The 15,290-nt window shown below is 39.8% G+C and carries 17 protein-coding genes and 1 other annotated feature; all 17 genes read right to left on the bottom strand.

What is annotated here, in order from left to right:
• Positions 1-20: 20 nt before the first annotated feature.
• Positions 21-305 (bottom strand): co-chaperone GroES, encoded by a 285-nt coding sequence (locus tag HORE_RS01120; RefSeq protein WP_012635160.1) that lies wholly within the window; start codon positions 303-305, stop codon positions 21-23.
• Positions 306-504: 199 nt separating this feature from the next.
• The gene (locus HORE_RS01115) at positions 505-1,848 is read right to left on the bottom strand and encodes a DUF512 domain-containing protein (RefSeq protein ID WP_012635159.1); all 1,344 of its coding nucleotides are present in this window, start codon (positions 1,846-1,848) and stop codon (positions 505-507) included.
• A gap of 18 nt (positions 1,849-1,866) precedes the next feature.
• On the bottom strand, positions 1,867-2,883 hold the full coding sequence (gene tsaD, locus HORE_RS01110; RefSeq protein ID WP_012635158.1) for a tRNA (adenosine(37)-N6)-threonylcarbamoyltransferase complex transferase subunit TsaD: 1,017 nt from the start codon (positions 2,881-2,883) through the stop codon (positions 1,867-1,869).
• The gene (rimI, locus tag HORE_RS01105) at positions 2,873-3,337 is read right to left on the bottom strand and encodes a ribosomal protein S18-alanine N-acetyltransferase (protein WP_226984174.1); all 465 of its coding nucleotides are present in this window, start codon (positions 3,335-3,337) and stop codon (positions 2,873-2,875) included. The genes tsaD and rimI overlap by 11 nt, the downstream gene beginning before the upstream one ends.
• On the bottom strand, positions 3,330-4,049 hold the full coding sequence (gene tsaB / locus HORE_RS01100; RefSeq protein ID WP_012635156.1) for a tRNA (adenosine(37)-N6)-threonylcarbamoyltransferase complex dimerization subunit type 1 TsaB: 720 nt from the start codon (positions 4,047-4,049) through the stop codon (positions 3,330-3,332). The genes rimI and tsaB overlap by 8 nt, the downstream gene beginning before the upstream one ends.
• Positions 4,043-4,519, bottom strand: coding sequence for a tRNA (adenosine(37)-N6)-threonylcarbamoyltransferase complex ATPase subunit type 1 TsaE (tsaE, locus tag HORE_RS01095; RefSeq protein ID WP_012635155.1), 477 nt, complete (start codon positions 4,517-4,519; stop codon positions 4,043-4,045). Before tsaE ends, tsaB begins: the two co-directional genes overlap by 7 nt.
• A gap of 114 nt (positions 4,520-4,633) precedes the next feature.
• A complete protein-coding gene (proC, locus tag HORE_RS01090; protein WP_012635154.1) occupies positions 4,634-5,434 on the bottom strand; it encodes a pyrroline-5-carboxylate reductase in 801 nt (266 codons plus the stop codon).
• Between the two features lie 9 nt (positions 5,435-5,443).
• Complete coding sequence (locus HORE_RS01085) at positions 5,444-6,700, bottom strand: glutamate-5-semialdehyde dehydrogenase (protein ID WP_012635153.1); 1,257 nt, start codon at positions 6,698-6,700, stop codon at positions 5,444-5,446.
• Positions 6,690-7,853: a glutamate 5-kinase gene (gene proB / locus HORE_RS01080; RefSeq protein WP_012635152.1), complete on the bottom strand. Its 1,164-nt coding sequence runs from the start codon at positions 7,851-7,853 to the stop codon at positions 6,690-6,692. The genes HORE_RS01085 and proB overlap by 11 nt, the downstream gene beginning before the upstream one ends.
• 65 nt (positions 7,854-7,918) lie before the next feature.
• Entirely contained in the window at positions 7,919-9,037 is a 1,119-nt protein-coding gene (gene hisC, locus HORE_RS01075) for a histidinol-phosphate transaminase (protein ID WP_012635151.1), read from the bottom strand.
• On the bottom strand, positions 9,012-9,923 hold the full coding sequence (gene pheA / locus HORE_RS01070) for a prephenate dehydratase (RefSeq protein ID WP_012635150.1): 912 nt from the start codon (positions 9,921-9,923) through the stop codon (positions 9,012-9,014). Before pheA ends, hisC (HORE_RS01075) begins: the two co-directional genes overlap by 26 nt.
• A gap of 54 nt (positions 9,924-9,977) precedes the next feature.
• Positions 9,978-10,265 (bottom strand) — a binding site (T-box leader).
• A 97-nt stretch (positions 10,266-10,362) separates the two neighbouring features.
• The gene (locus tag HORE_RS01060; protein ID WP_012635149.1) at positions 10,363-11,256 is read right to left on the bottom strand and encodes a VIT1/CCC1 transporter family protein; all 894 of its coding nucleotides are present in this window, start codon (positions 11,254-11,256) and stop codon (positions 10,363-10,365) included.
• Between the two features lie 27 nt (positions 11,257-11,283).
• Entirely contained in the window at positions 11,284-11,994 is a 711-nt protein-coding gene (locus HORE_RS01055; protein ID WP_012635148.1) for a DNA alkylation repair protein, read from the bottom strand.
• Positions 11,957-12,730 carry a prolipoprotein diacylglyceryl transferase gene (locus HORE_RS12240; protein WP_012635147.1) on the bottom strand — a complete coding sequence of 258 codons (774 nt, stop codon included), beginning with the start codon at positions 12,728-12,730 and terminating at the stop codon, positions 11,957-11,959. Before HORE_RS12240 ends, HORE_RS01055 begins: the two co-directional genes overlap by 38 nt.
• A gap of 144 nt (positions 12,731-12,874) precedes the next feature.
• Positions 12,875-13,249 (bottom strand): DUF4064 domain-containing protein, encoded by a 375-nt coding sequence (locus HORE_RS01045; RefSeq protein ID WP_012635146.1) that lies wholly within the window; start codon positions 13,247-13,249, stop codon positions 12,875-12,877.
• Between the two features lie 197 nt (positions 13,250-13,446).
• Positions 13,447-14,508, bottom strand: coding sequence for a histidinol-phosphate transaminase (gene hisC, locus HORE_RS01040; RefSeq protein ID WP_012635145.1), 1,062 nt, complete (start codon positions 14,506-14,508; stop codon positions 13,447-13,449).
• Positions 14,509-14,592: 84 nt separating this feature from the next.
• Positions 14,593-15,141, bottom strand: a complete 549-nt coding sequence (locus HORE_RS01035; protein WP_012635144.1) for a helix-turn-helix domain-containing protein — start codon at positions 15,139-15,141, stop codon at positions 14,593-14,595.
• Between the last annotated feature and the right edge of the window lie 149 nt (positions 15,142-15,290).

The following is a 15,290-nucleotide window of genomic DNA, read 5'->3' as shown; positions in this document are numbered from 1 at the left end:
AGTAGTTTAGGGTTTTCAGATTATTTTTCAATTACTGCCAATACATCCTCCAGATTTAAAATGATATAATCTTCACCGTCTATTGTTACTTTAGTTCCTGAATATTTATCAAAAACAACTAAATCTCCAACTTTAACTTCCGGGTCACCATCTTCAGGTGTGCATCCTTTACCAACAGCTACAATTTCTCCCTGTTGTGGTTTTTCCTCTTTAGCGGTATCGGGTAGTACTATTCCACTCCTGGTTTTTTCTTCTTCTTCAAGATATTTAACAGCAACCCTGTCATTTAAAGGCTTAATGTTCATTTCCTTGGCCCCCTTTATTATTTATTTTTGTTTATTTATTATTAGCACTCATTGGTGGCGAGTGCTAATAAGCACATTAATATAATAACGGAGTACTTAAGCAAAATCAAGTTAAAATATTGCTTATCACTTTAGTTTAATTTTATTTAATAGTAATTTCCTCTTAAATCCTTCCATTTTCTCGAGATATTTACACTTGTCAAATTATTTCAATTTTACTTCTGATAATTTTACTTAATTTTTTATAATTACTACCAGTTAAATCATTTCCAAAAATATCATAAATTATTCCCGGAACAAGCAACAAATCATAATTGCAATTATTTTGTTCAACTGCTTCAATTATATCACTGTTTACCAGTAAACCGGCAGTCTTGATAGTACCCCCGAAATACTTATTTTTAACAGGTAGAACAGATAAATTAATATAATTCAAATCTTCTTTTATTTTAGTGGTTACTGTTTCCATTAAATTTCTGGCCAGGAATGAGGTTATCACCCCTGTTTTTTTACCCTTGTTTGCAGCTATTATCCGTTTTAATTTCAAGAAAACATTACTATCAAGGTCATAATCCATAACCACTCCCGGTTTCATCCCGGAGCATTTTTTTAATTTAATATTAAGATAATCTTTACCCCTTTTAATCCTGAGGTCAGGGTCTTTTAGATTAACCAGCCTCCTGAAGGCATCAACCCTGCTCAAAGGAAGATTACCATTTATCCTGTCAATAATATCTCCCCTCTTAATTCCGGATTTATAGGCCGGTGAACCTTTAATAACACCGGTCACGTTAGAAGTTAAATCATTTAAAAGGGGTGGTTCCAGGATGATAGGGGTCTGGTATCTGGCTCTAATTTCTTCTATGAGTTCTTTTAACCTGTAATACATTTTATGAAAATCTATATCAACATCAGCATACCTGGTATAACCGGGCATAAATACCCTGATAGTTTTTACCTGCTTTCTGGCTAAAAATACTATGGCCTTTTCTATACTTTTATAACCAATTATATGAGGAACAGCTACAAGACTCCCGTTAACTTGAATTCTATACTCATTTAACAAAAAAAAGGAATTAAATACCCGTTCTGGTTGAGGGTCACCCATTAAAAAAACCCTCTCCTCCGGGGAAGAACAGTTAAGGGATATGTTTAATTCAACTGGATTTACCTCTTTCAAAAATTCTATCATATCCCGGGAGAGATGGGTTCCACTTGTAGTTATTTTTAATAATTTATCCGGCCATTTTTCTCTCAACATAGTAAGAACTCCCCGAAAATGAGGATGAGCCAGGGGGTCCCCCTCGATAATTTTGGTAGCAGATTCACCCAATATCAGGGGCCCATCAGGCGGAATATAATCAATAAGTTCCATAATAAGCTCCATGGGAAGGTGCCCGAAACGATAAACCTCAACCCCCGGTGGGTTATAACGATGACTGCAGAACTTACAACTCAGGTTACAGACCGAAGTAAGGGGAAGGATCCCATCTTCCTGAACCGTTTTTAATAAAAGATATTTATGTTTACCCTCTATCTTCATACTACTACCTCGCCCCACTTATAATTTTAAATTGGCTTCTGCATTTAAACTTAAATCGTTAAAATCACCCTTCAGGTACTGGTAATAAGCCACTACTCCTATCATTGCTGCATTATCGGTACAGTACTCGAGCCTGGGGTAATAAAGGGGGATATTCCTGTAATTTAATTCTTTTTGAAGCTGTGATCTTAAAGACCGATTGGCCGCCACCCCACCTGACAGGATAACACTCTTTACGGGTAATTTTTTTGTCACTTTTATAACTTTACTGACCAAAACATCAATAACAGCCTGTTGAAAGCCTGCTGCCACATCATTGACATTTATCTCCTGGCCACGCTGTTTTCTATTATGAATATAGTTGATTACAGCTGTCTTTAAACCACTAAAACTGAAATCAAAAGTATCCTTTTCCAGAAAAGGGCGGGGAAAATCTACAGCACGGGGATTTCCATCCCTGGCTGCCTTTTCAATGGCCGGCCCCCCGGGATATCCCAGTTTCAGGACCCGGGCTGTTTTATCAAAGGCTTCACCGGCCGCATCATCACGGGTCCGCCCCAGTATTTTATACTCCCCGCGATTTTTAAAATATAAAAGATCCGTATGACCACCAGAAATAGTAAGACAGGCAGCCGGGAGTTCAATATCATTATGGGATATGAAATTGGCGTAAATATGTCCGGCAATATGATTAACTCCGATAAATGGTTTACCGGTAGCATAAGCAATTGCCTTTGCCGCCGATAACCCAACTAAAAGGCCACCTACCAATCCTGGTCCATAGGTACAGGCTACTGCATCTAAATCCTTGAAGGTCAGACCCGCCCTGTCAAGGGCTTCTTTGACCACAGGATTAATAAATTCCAGGTGTTTCCGGGATGCTATTTCAGGGACAACCCCACCATATTTACGGTGCCAGTCTACCTGAGAGGCCACAATATTGGACAGAACTTCAACCCCATTTTTCACAACTGCAGCTGCAGTCTCGTCACAGGATGTCTCTATTGCCAGAATAATAACATTTTTATTCTTCATTTTTTAACCCCTTCCACATAACCAGAGCATCCTCATTATTATTCTTATAATAACCAACATAACAGCCAATAGGAATAAATCCTAGCTTCTCATAAAGCCTGATAGCTGCTTTGTTGGAGACCCTGACTTCCAGGGTCACCTCTTTAAGTCCCTGATCTTCAGCAAAGTTCATCAGGTTATTAATTAATCTGGTGGCCAGACCACGGCGTCGATACCCGGGGTCCACAGCGAGATTGGTAATATGTAATTCATCCTTTATTATCCAGGACCCGATATACCCGACCAACCTTCCGTCCAGCCAGCCTGATAAATACAGGGAATATTTGTTATCCTGTAACTCCCGGAGAAATGCTTTTTTGGACCAGGGGGCTTGAAAACATTTCCCCTCAATTTCAAGCACCCTGGGGAGATCACTTTCTTCCATGGGCCTGATTGTTAAACCCAATCTAATCACCTGACTTATGTTTTCTCTCCCAGTTGATTTCAGCCTGGGGCCTTTTCAGATAGTTGGCACTGACCTCCAGGTAATTTTGCCCCTGGCCATTTTTCAGATGATAAAAGCTCAGTTCTGCAATAGAGCCACCATGAGGAATACCGGCCGACCGGGGAGCCAGAACACAGTTAAAGCCAGCCTTTTCCCAGACCTCGCGATATTCCTCAACTCCATTGCCTACAAAATAAAATGGTTTTCCATCATCTATTGAAGACAGCTCATTAATCAAATCATTAACAGAGAGGGCCCTTTCATCCCGGACCTTTGCATTTTTAATATCACGACTCCAACCCCGGTACAGGGAAGTATAAACCCTCGCATTCCGGGCATCAATAACAGGTACAATCCAGCCTTCAGCTATTATCAGGTTATAGGCCAGGATGTCCAGAGAGGATAAACCCACTACCGGTATATTTAAAACCTGAGCAAAGGATTTAGCAGTACTCATTCCTATCCTGAGGCCAGTAAAAGAACCAGGTCCGGTGACAACTCCAACACCATTTATTTGATCAATCTCACGGCCACACTCCATTAAGAGTCGGTCTATTACCGGCAACAGCCGTTCACTGTGCCTTCTTTTAAGTTTTATATTGATTTCACCAAGGACTCCATCATCATTGTAAAGGCCAACCGAACCAACCGCCCCACTGGTGTCAATTCCCATAACTAACATTTCTGAGCCAACCCTTCCAGTAACCTTTTACTTTTTTCACCCTCTGCTTCAAAAGTTAATTTCCGCCTGGTGTCATGATTACTTTTTTCTATCTTTACATATATAAAATCCTGAGGAATAACATCATATACTATATCCGGCCACTCGATCACAACAACCCCTTCCCTGTCCAGGTATTCTTCAAATCCAATATCATATATATCCTCTTCTTCCTCAAGACGATAAAGATCCATATGAAAAAGGGGAAGGTCTCCATCGTATTCATTAATAAGATTATAGGTGGGACTGGTTACATCTTCATCAACACCGAGTCCCTCAGCCAGTCCCCGGGTAAAAACAGTTTTTCCGGCTCCCAGGTCTCCTGCCAGCAAAATAATTTGACCCGGTTCCACCAGCTCTCCTGTTATTTTTCCTATTTTCAGGGTTTCCCCAACCGAATCACTTATAACCTGCCATGTTTCCTGGCTCATTATTCTTCACCTCACCCCTGTCTTTAGCATTACCATTATAACACAAAGTATTAAAAAGTAAAATAAAAATAACCGGGCTTCATCTAAAGAGCCCGGTTACATCCCTTACTGTAATTATTCTTCTCCCAGTTCCCTCGACCTCTCTACAGCCCGGGAAACGGCCTCCATTAAGATGCCCCTCAACCCCCTTTTTTCAATAACCTGTAGTCCATTTATTGTCGTTCCTCCAGGTGAGGTTACCATATCTTTTAATTGCCCTGGATGTTGTCCGGTTTTTAAAACCATTTCAGCCGAACCGGCTACTGTCCTTACAGCCAACTCCAGGGCCAGATCCCGGGATAGACCATTTAAAACCCCGGCATCGGCCAGAGCTTCTATAATCACATATATATATGCCGGACCACTACCACTTAAACCGGTTACTGCATCTATTAAATGTTCTTCAATGACCACACCTTTACCAACCCCGTTACAAATCTTTTTAACAAACTCTATATCATCATCAGTTGCCTTTTCTCCCGGTGAAATAGCTGAAACCCCCTGGTTAACCAGAGCCGGGGTGTTGGGCATTACCCTGATAACCCGGCAGCTTTCAGGCAGATTTTCTTTTATCCTATCAGTACTGACCCCGGCTGCAATAGATATAAATAATTTATTTTCTGAGGCCGGTTTAATACCCTGAAGGACATTTTTAAGTACCTGAGGCTTTACTGCCAGTAAAATATTATCTGCCTGCTCAACCCCTCTATAGTTACTGCCAGTAGTCCTGATTCCTCTATAATCCTTGTTATGTTCCCTTTCATCTACGACCGGGTCACATCCTATAATATCTTTGGCTTCCAGGATATTATTATCCAGAATACCATAAAGTAAAGTGGTCCCCATTTTTCCCAGACCTATGATGCAGAGTTTCATAAATATCACCTACTCCCTGATCTGACCCTGACCAAAAATAATATATTTGGTTGTTGTCAGCTCTTCTAATCCCATTGGACCCCTGGCATGTAACTTCTGGGTACTGATACCGATCTCGGCCCCCAGGCCAAATTGACCTCCATCAGTAAACCGTGTTGACGCATTTACATAAACAGCGGCAGCATCGATCTCCTGAAGAAACCGGTGGGCTCTGGTGTAATTTTCAGTTATTATAGCTTCAGAATGTTTCGTACCATAGGTGTTAATATGTTCTACCGCCTTATCAAAGCTATCTACAATCTTTACTGCCATGATATAATCCAGATACTCCCGGGACCAGTCATCATCAACCGCTTTTTTTATCCCGGGTAATATTGCCCGGGTGTTTTCACAGCCCCTTAATTCAACATTATTTTCTCTAAATAATTTATATAGCTCCGGTAGAAATTCATCAGCAACCTGTCGGTGTACCAGGAGGCTTTCAGCAGCATTACAAACGGCAGGCCGACTCGTTTTGGCATTAAAAACAATATCCAGGGCCATATCCAGGTCAGCTTCAGAATCAACATAAACGTGGCAGTTACCGACCCCGGTCTGGATTACGGGCACCTTTGCTTCAGCTATAACCCGGTTAATAAGTCCAGCCCCACCCCTGGGAATAAGAACATCTAAATATTCAGTCAGGTTAAATAAAACTTTAACCGCCTTACGGTCAGTTGTCTGAATCAACTGGACACATCCTTCAGGCAGGCCTGCAGCCACAGCTGTATCTTCAATGATCCGGGCCAGGATTTTATTTGAGTTAATGGCTTCAGAACCACCCCTTAAAATAACAGCATTCCCGGTTTTCAAACACAAACCGGCTGCATCAACCGTAACATTGGGACGGGCTTCATAAATCATCCCGATAACTCCCAGAGGAACCCGCATCTGACCGATCTGAAGTCCATTGGGCCGTTTCCACATCTTGATAACTTCACCGACCGGATCTTCAAGCTTAACCAGTTCCTTAAGCCCTTCAGCCATACCCTCAATCCGCTTTTCATTAAGTTCCAGCCTGTCCAGGAGGGCTTTTGAAAGACCTTTCTCCCGCCCTCTTTCCATATCTATATTGTTGGCTCTTATTATTTCGTCTTTTGCCTGGACTAACTTTTCTGCAATGGCAGCCAGGGCCTTATTTTTAACATCGGTTGCAATACCGGAAAGTTTCCGGGAAGCCTTACTGGCTTTCCGGGCCTGAAATACCACCTGTTCTTTAATCTCCATTATCAATCTTACCCCTTTCTATTACCAGGTTATCCCGGTGTATTACTTCTTCCTGTTTCATATAACCGAGTAAAGAACTAATATCTGTGGTGTGGTGTCCCTGAATAACTCTAATTTCTTCAGATGAATAATTAACCAACCCTCTCCCTATCTCTTTACCACTGTGGTTGATTACCCTAACCGGTTCACCTTCTGAAAAATCTCCCTCAACCCCGGTTATACCACCGGGTAAAAGACTTTTACCCCGGTATACCAGGGCAGTTTCAGCACCTTTATCAACTTTTATAGAACCACTGACCGGCAGGTTAAAGCGCAACCACTGTTTTCGTTTAGTCAGGTAATCCTGTTTTGGAAGAAAAGTTGTCCCTTTATTATAATTATTTCCCTTTTCCAGCATATCTACCAGTGATAATAAAACGTTCTTCTCATAACCGGGTCCGATAACCATAGTAACCCCGGAATTAACGGCAATCCTGGCAGCTTTTATCTTGGTAATCATACCCCCGGTCCCGACAGAGCTACCCCGCCCACCGGCCAGCCCTTCAACGTCAGGAGTAATGTCCTCTACTACTCTAATAACTTCAAGGTCTGATCCCTCTCCAGGAACCCCGTTATACAGGCCTTCAACATCTGACAGAACGATCAAAAGATCAGCCTCAACGAGTCCGGCTACCCGGGCCGACAGGGTGTCATTATCGCCAAATTTAATTTCCTGGGTAGCAACAGTATCATTCTCATTTATTACGGGGATAACCCCGTGTTTTAATAAAGTTAACAGGGTATTAAAGGCATTTAAATACCGCCCCCTGTCTTCCAGGTCACTGGCAGTTAATAATATCTGGGCCCCTTTTTCTCCATATTCCCTGAAAAACTTATTATATAATCCGATTAATACTCCCTGACCGAGGGCAGCCAGGGCCTGCTGTTCGGGAATAGAACCGGGCCTGACATCAAGGTTCATATCTCCCATTCCAGCAGCAATAGCACCTGAAGTCACAAGCAGGACTTCCCGCCCCTGGTTCTTCAAATCTACCAGCTGCCTGACAAGATGGTCGATCCTGGTAATATTTAATTTTCCACCCGGGTGGGTTAAAGTACTGCTACCAACCTTAACAACCACCCGGTTATATTTCTTCTTTCGTCCCCTGCCCATATAATCATCCCCTGGTCTATTTCCTTAATATCTTGATTTGTATATTTATTAATTATAGCAAATAGTTATTCCAGAGTCAATTTAAGGCCCCTGATAAAGGCCTCATTCTCTTCGGGGAGACCAATACTAACCCGTAGATGATGGGGATAACCCAGGGGTTTACCCGGTCTTACTATAACCCCATGTTTTAAGAGTTCTTTAAACATTTTTATAGAATCTACCCCGGTCCTTATTAACACAAAATTGGCCTGGGTAGGAACATAACCAACCCCAATTTTGTCAAGTTCAGTGTATAGATACTCTTTACCCTGTTCGTTATTACGAATGGTAGCCTCCAGGAAGTCTTTATCCTCAAGGGCTGCCTGCCCTGCTTTCTCTGCGAGGTGATTCACATTAAAGGGATCCCTTACCTTCATTAAAGTTTCAATTATATCCGGGGCAGATATAGCATAGCCGAGTCTTAAGCCAGCCAGGCCATATGCTTTTGAAAAAGTCCGGAGTACAATAACCGGATAACCCTGTTTTACATACTCAATTCCGTCAGGATAGGATTCATCCTGGACAAATTCATGATAAGCCTCATCAAGGACAACGATTACATCATCGGGGATCTGGCTTAAAAATTGTTCCAACTCATCTTTCCTGAATATAGTACCAGCTGGATTGTGGGGATTGGTTAAAAAGATTAGTTTTGTTTTTGAGGTCACCCCGCGGGCAAGGGCCTCCAGGTTTTGATGATAATTTTTCATCCAGACCCTTATAAGCTGGGTCCCCATTAACTGGGAAACAAATTTATATTCAACAAATGATGGATAGGAAATTACAGCCTGACTATTATTATCGAGGAATGCCTCCGCAATTACTTTTAATAATCCATCAGAACCATTACCGATGGCAATCATATCTTCTTTAACACCAAGCTTATCACTTAAAGATCTTTTTAAACTCCGGCTGGCACCATCGGGATAACGATTGATATTTACCGTTTCTCTGGTCAAAACCTCCTTAACCCTGGGTGATACTCCCAGTGGGTTTTCATTTGAAGCCAGTTTATATACTTCAGCCAGACCCAGCTCTTCTTTAACCTCTTTGATAGGTTTTCCAGGGATATAGGGTTTGATATTGTGAACCTCATCCCTGACAATTCTTTTCCAGCTTTTAAGCCCTCTTTTTACATTTAGCATCCTTCTCACTACTCCCTTCTTTAATATTATCCTTAAAATAACAACCCAGTATTTTAAAGAGTCCGGACATATTTCTCACTTCTTTCAGGGCTCCGGCCACCAGTGGGTCATGGTAATGACCCTCAAGGTCAATATAGAACAGATATTCCCCCAGCTTTTTCCTGGTCGGTCGTGATTCTATCCTGGTCAAATTTATTTTTCGAGCTGCAAATTCACCCAGCATTTCGTAAAGAACCCCGGGCTTATTTACCTCAGGGGTACAGACAATAGATGTTTTATACATTTTCTTTGTATCCTGATAATTATTATAGCCCGTACTGTAAAAGAATTTACCTTTACTCCGGGAGATAATTATAAACCGTGTGTAGTTCTCATCATCATCCTGGATACCCTCTGCTATTACACTTAATCCATACAGATGGGCAATCTGGTCTGACCCGATAACAGCTAACTCCCTGTTTTTTAAAGCACACTCTGCGGCAGCAGCGGTACTTTCCGTATAAATAATTTCGGCCTGAGGTAGGTTTTCTTCTATAAAATCAGCCGTCTGGGCAATGGCCTGGGGATGGGACAAAACCTTCTTTATGTTACCTACTTCCAACCCTTTCTGGCCTATTAAATTATGGTTTATCGGAATAATTACTTCACCGGTTATAATTATGTTTGATTCCTTAACAAGCAGGTCAAGGCTTAAATTGACCGACCCTTCGAGTGAGTTTTCCAGGGGAATAACCCCCTTTTCAATGGAGCCTTCTTTGACATTCCGGACGACTTCTTTTATCGTCCGGAAAGAAATCATCTCATGACCCCCTCCAAAATACTTAAGGGCTGCCTTTTCACAGAAGGTGCCTCCAGGTCCTAAATACCCGTATCGCGCTGGACACAATAATATCTCCTCCCTACTCATTTTTTACTATAAATACAAAAAACCCCGTTCCCATGAAGGAACGAGGTTTATTATCCCGCGGTACCATCCTTTTTGGTCAATGACCCGCTCAATCCGGCTACGGAAGGTATTACTTCTATAACCGTGTCGGGGTAACGGCCGACAACCGGTAAAAGCCTAATACTCAATGAATCAGCCCACAACTCCCAGGGTAACTTCATTAAAGGTTCAGCGCACAACTCCCAGGGGAACTTCATTAAAATCCCTGTTACCGGGCTTTCACCATCCCCGGCTCGCTCAAAACAGGTAATTTTAATTACTTTCCCTGTTCATAGTTTTTTACAAATTTTTTATCTTTTGTTTGATTATATATTATACACATAAATAGATTCAGTGTCAAGTTTTGTTATATATTTTTTCAGTCTTACCCGATTTAATACTAGACATCAACTCCCAGGAATACCCTCACCAGATAACCAATACCGAAGGAGAGGACAGCTACCCCAAGGCTGATGGTGGCCATTTCCAGAAACCGTTTTTTAAAGTCCAGATCCTTGGCCACTGCTATATAATAATTGAAGACAAAAATGATTAAAATGGCTAACAATATAGTAACTAACAGTGCTGTCATATAACCTGCCAGGAGTAAAAAGGGCAAAACCAGGAAGAAAACGGTAATAATATAGGCTCCCCCGGTATACATAGATGATTTCAGAGCCTCACCATGGTCACTTTCAGATTTAGTAGAGAGATACTCTGAAGCCCCCATTGAAAAAGAAGCAGCGATACCGGTTATCAATCCGGCTATTGCAATTAAATTTGTGTTTTTTAACGCAAAACTTAATCCAGCCAGTGTTCCCGTTAACTCCACCAGAGCATCATTTAACCCCAGAACAACAGAACCAACATATTGAAGGTGTTCTTCTTCCAGCAGATTTAAAAGCTCGTGTTCGTGCCTGTATTCATCTTCCATGATGCTGGCTGCTCCGGGGATCTTATCGGCCACCTGTTTATAGATAACCTGGGCCTCTTCTTCACCCTTTTCCATTAGCTTTATCCCAAAGGTCAGACCGAATATAACTGCTATCCAGTAATAAAAGAATACCTTCCACTTACTGGGCTTAACATCCTGACCGGTATGTTTTTTCCAGAACTCATAGTGCTTTAGTTCATCTCTCCCGATTTCCTCCAGAACTTTTTTATTGTTTTTATCCTTGATCCGTTTAGCCAGTCTGGTATATATTTTATATTCTGTAATTTCATTTTTTTGATAGTCCAGAATCATTTTTTTAGTCCTGCTATCCAGTTGTTTTTCCTTCTTTCCTTCTGTCATTCATAATCACCCCTTTTCTTTTTATAATCAGATCTGACCGTTCAGAAACTTCTTCCTTAATTTGGGCTCAAACTTTTCAATTGCATATCTTAGCATGGTCCTCGGCATTTTTTTATAATGTTTTTTAAGGAAATTTATTTCTATCGCCTGATTCCTTTTACCAACCTCACGAAGCATCCAGCCCACTGCTTTGTGAATTAAATCATGGTCATGGTTTAACAATAATTTAGCTATTTCCAATGTGTGTCTATATTGATTTTTTTTAATAAAATACTTTGTTGCTATAATAGCTATTCTTTGTTTCCACAGTTCACCTGACTTCGCCAGTTTATATAAAAGACTTTTATCCCTGTTAAATAAAAAATCCCCAAGTATTTTATCAGCAGATGAATCCACCAGGTCCCAGTTATTAACACCATCAAGATGATTTAAATAGAGGTCTACTATCTCCTGTTTTTTATTCTGATCTGCTTTCTGGTATTTATTTATGAGAATAAATAAACCGGTCAATCGATATTCATGGACCGGGTCATTTAAAAGTTTACTTACATCTTTTAAAGATATCTGTTTATAATATTTTTTAGCAACTTTCCTCTGATGGGGAACCCTGACTCCAATGAACTGATCACCCTCACCATACCCACCAGGATAACATTTAAAAAATCCGGGAAGGAAATCTGCTTTTTCAGGTTCCCGATATTTATAAAGTTCCTGTTTGATTATCTGAATGTAGTTCATCTATATCACCTTCAGGTAAAACAATCTTATTTAAATAAATAATACCTGCCGACATTAGTAAAATACTTATAAACTGGGATGGTGAAAAAAACTCCTGGTTAAATATAATCCCACGGTTATCACCCCGCAAAAATTCAATTAAAAACCTGAAGAGTCCATATCCTGTTAAGTAAATACCGAACCTTTTGTAGAATGGTACTAATTTAATGATAACAATAAACAGGAGAAACAAAAATACGGATTCATATAACTGGGTGGGGTGAACCCTGGTACCCATTCCGTACTTCAATGAAGACAGGCTTCCTGCAGGAAATATTACCCCCAATAAACTATCAGTCGGTTTTCCATAACAGCATCCCGCCAGAAAACAGCCTATTCTCCCGACGGCGTGGCCGATTATAACTGATGGTATTAGTAAATTTAAAAACTTATATATATTTAAATTATAAATTCTTAAAAAGATCAGAAAAACTATGGCACCACTGACCAGCCCTCCATAAAATGTAAAACCACCCAGGTGACCATGGACCAAATAATCAAAAAACAGAGCACCTATAAAAGCGATGACTATAGATAAAGGTATAATAGTATACATCCTTTCATATTCTACCCGGGTAAGTGCCACTTTTTTTAGGCCCGATTCAAATACTAATATCCCCAGTATCAAACCTATCCCGAACATTAAATTGTAAGTTGGAATATAAACTTGTTTACCAAGTATTATATATGGTAACATTATCAATACTCCTTTTAAAATGTTGAATAATAGTTTATAAATTCTCTTATATATCTTTAGAAAAGTAACAGTAAAAACACAAAAAAATAAGTTATTAAAAAATCAGGGTAACATTTTCCAGTCACCCTGACTTTTACTTAAATGTTAAGCAGCTACTTTTTTAGCCTCATTAATGGAAAGAATACCGGCAATAAGGAATAAAATACCTGCAATCAAAGCCAGTCCATTACCGGCAATAACAGTAAACCCTGTTAAAACAGCGGCAATGATCATTACAATCCCTGATGATTTCGGAGACTTTTTAGACCTGATTGCAAAAATAAGACCTAAAACTGCTCCAATTAAACATACCCACATATAAAAGTCAGCAACAGCTGAAGCCTCTTCTGCGGTGCTGGACATAGCAGTAATGAAACCAGCACAGGCCCCTGCACAGAATGAAGCCGGAATTCCGAGCACACCCCCAATAATACCTAAAATAAGTGGTGCACTGGAAACTTCTTTGGTTCCTTCAGACATAAAAACACCTCCATATTATTTTAGTATGTAAATATAATCTTTCCATTACTTAATTCGTTAAACCTTACAAAAAATCCTTCTTAATTCCTACAAAAAAGTTCATTATTTAACATATTTCTAAGTAAACCAGATATATGTTTGAATCAACTACATAATAATTCGCCAAACAGAGGTTTTTAGCCATCATAAAAGGGATATTACCCTGAAATAATCTCTTCAATAGTTTTTATAAAAACATCCATTTCTCTTTCTGTCCCCACACTGACCCTCAAGTAATTACTGATCCCCGGTTGATTAAAATAACGAACAAGAATTCCTTTATCCTTAAGTTCATTAAATAGATCACAGGCCGGGTAACTTTGGTGACTGATAAAAATAAAATTGGCCCTGGAGTCAAGAACCTTAAATCCTATTTTTCTTAAATTTTTTGCCACCCTGTCACGGGTTTTTATGATCTTTAATCTTGTTTCCTCAAAATATTTATCATCTTTAATAGCTTCACGGGCTGCAATCATGGCCAGGGTATCAAGGGTATAAGAGTTAATAGAATTTTTAACCCTGTTTAAACCTTCAATTAACTTCTTATTTCCCATCGCAAAACCTATTCTCAACCCTGCCAGGGACCTGGATTTAGAAAATGTCTGAACAATAAGCAGATTGGGGTATTTATCAATTAAAGAAACAGCTGATTTTCCTCCAAAATCTATATAGGCCTCATCAATAATAACAACTTTATCTATATTATATGCTACTATTTTTTCAACTTTCGATAAGGGTAAATAGATACCGGTCGGAGCATTGGGATTGGGAAAAATAATACCATGATTCTCACGGTAGAATTCCTCTACATTGAGGGTAAAATCATCCTGTAATGGAACCTGCCGGTACTCGATATTTAATAACCTGCAGTAAACAGGGTAAAAACTGTAGGTAATAGTCGGGAACAGGAGGGGCCTTTCCCGGTCAAAAAAAGCCATAAACGAAAAGGCCAGTACTTCATCAGAACCATTACCTACAAACACCTGATCCCTGTCCAGATTATAATAACTGGCAATTGCCTCCTTCAAGTTATCACAACCGGGGTCGGGATAAAGCCTTAAGTTATTATTTGTATTCTCCTTTATAGCCTTGATTACCCGCGGGGAAGGAGGGTAGGGGTTTTCGTTGGTATTAAGTTTTATATATGTTTTATCCTTTGGCTGTTCCCCGGGTACATAGGGTTCAATATCCTTAATTGTATTACTCCAGTACTTACTCATCTTGAAACTCCTTTCTTAATAATTTTTATAATAAATTCATTCAGGGTTTAACAGTTATTTAAATATGAGTGTAGATTATTCCGTTCAGTAACACACCAGTACATAAGCCTTCAGGGGGGTCTCAGATATATTATGATAAATATGGACCCTGTCTCCAGGAAAATGAATAATTTCTTCTTCTCTGGCTTTGTATTCTTTACTATTAACAGTTAATCTTAGAATACCTTCTTTTACCATAACAAACTCTTCGACCCCCTGGCTGTGAGGTTCTGATTTATAACTATAACCTGGTTCAATCTCCATTAGATATATCTCAAAATTTTTAGTACGGTTTAAAGGCATCAGGGGATATACCCTGTACCGGCCTTTTTTTCCAGATACCAGTACTTCTTTAGAAGGTGAAAAAACTTTAACTGGTGATGTCTCTTCTTCTATAAAAAATGAAAAAGGGACATTGAGGCTTCTGGCTACCTTCCACAGGGTTTTAACAGTGGGATTGGTCTTCCCTCTCTCAATTTGTCCCAGCATTGATTTACTAACCCCGGCAATCTCTTCAAGGTCACCAAGGCTATAACCTTTTCCTATCCTTAATTTTCTGAGTTTTTTTCCTATATTAGCATTTATCTCATTCACAGGCAAAAACCCCCACTCCACTCCATATTTCAGTAAGTATCTTTCACTGGTACATCAGAAAGCTTCATAAAAACCTTCTTGAATATAATTTTTCCATATTATATAATATTTAATATATTGTTATATTGTTTAATATATTATACATTATA

Origin of the sequence: Halothermothrix orenii H 168 (assembly GCF_000020485.1) — a bacterium.
In the GTDB taxonomy this organism is placed as follows: domain Bacteria; phylum Bacillota; class Halanaerobiia; order Halanaerobiales; family Halothermotrichaceae; genus Halothermothrix; species Halothermothrix orenii.
The sequence above is the reverse complement of the archived record's forward strand: the minus strand, read 5'-3'. Positions and strand labels throughout refer to the sequence as shown.

What these genes read in the sequence shown, in the direction of transcription:
- HORE_RS01120 (WP_012635160.1), bottom strand. Translation starts at nt 305, where the DNA reads ATGAACATTAAGCCTTTAAATGACAGGGTTGCTGTTAAATATCTTGAA.
- HORE_RS01115 (WP_012635159.1), bottom strand. Translation starts at nt 1,848, where the DNA reads ATGAAGATAGAGGGTAAACATAAATATCTTTTATTAAAAACGGTTCAG.
- tsaD (WP_012635158.1), bottom strand. Translation starts at nt 2,883, where the DNA reads ATGAAGAATAAAAATGTTATTATTCTGGCAATAGAGACATCCTGTGAC.
- tsaB (WP_012635156.1), bottom strand. Translation starts at nt 4,049, where the DNA reads ATGTTAGTTATGGGAATTGACACCAGTGGGGCGGTTGGTTCGGTTGGC.
- tsaE (WP_012635155.1), bottom strand. Translation starts at nt 4,519, where the DNA reads ATGAGCCAGGAAACATGGCAGGTTATAAGTGATTCGGTTGGGGAAACC.
- proC (WP_012635154.1), bottom strand. Translation starts at nt 5,434, where the DNA reads ATGAAACTCTGCATCATAGGTCTGGGAAAAATGGGGACCACTTTACTT.
- HORE_RS01085 (WP_012635153.1), bottom strand. Translation starts at nt 6,700, where the DNA reads ATGGAGATTAAAGAACAGGTGGTATTTCAGGCCCGGAAAGCCAGTAAG.
- proB (WP_012635152.1), bottom strand. Translation starts at nt 7,853, where the DNA reads ATGGGCAGGGGACGAAAGAAGAAATATAACCGGGTGGTTGTTAAGGTT.
- hisC (WP_012635151.1), bottom strand. Translation starts at nt 9,037, where the DNA reads ATGCTAAATGTAAAAAGAGGGCTTAAAAGCTGGAAAAGAATTGTCAGG.
- HORE_RS01060 (WP_012635149.1), bottom strand. Translation starts at nt 11,256, where the DNA reads ATGACAGAAGGAAAGAAGGAAAAACAACTGGATAGCAGGACTAAAAAA.
- HORE_RS01055 (WP_012635148.1), bottom strand. Translation starts at nt 11,994, where the DNA reads ATGAACTACATTCAGATAATCAAACAGGAACTTTATAAATATCGGGAA.
- HORE_RS12240 (WP_012635147.1), bottom strand. Translation starts at nt 12,730, where the DNA reads ATGTTACCATATATAATACTTGGTAAACAAGTTTATATTCCAACTTAC.
- HORE_RS01045 (WP_012635146.1), bottom strand. Translation starts at nt 13,249, where the DNA reads ATGTCTGAAGGAACCAAAGAAGTTTCCAGTGCACCACTTATTTTAGGT.
- hisC (WP_012635145.1), bottom strand. Translation starts at nt 14,508, where the DNA reads ATGAGTAAGTACTGGAGTAATACAATTAAGGATATTGAACCCTATGTA.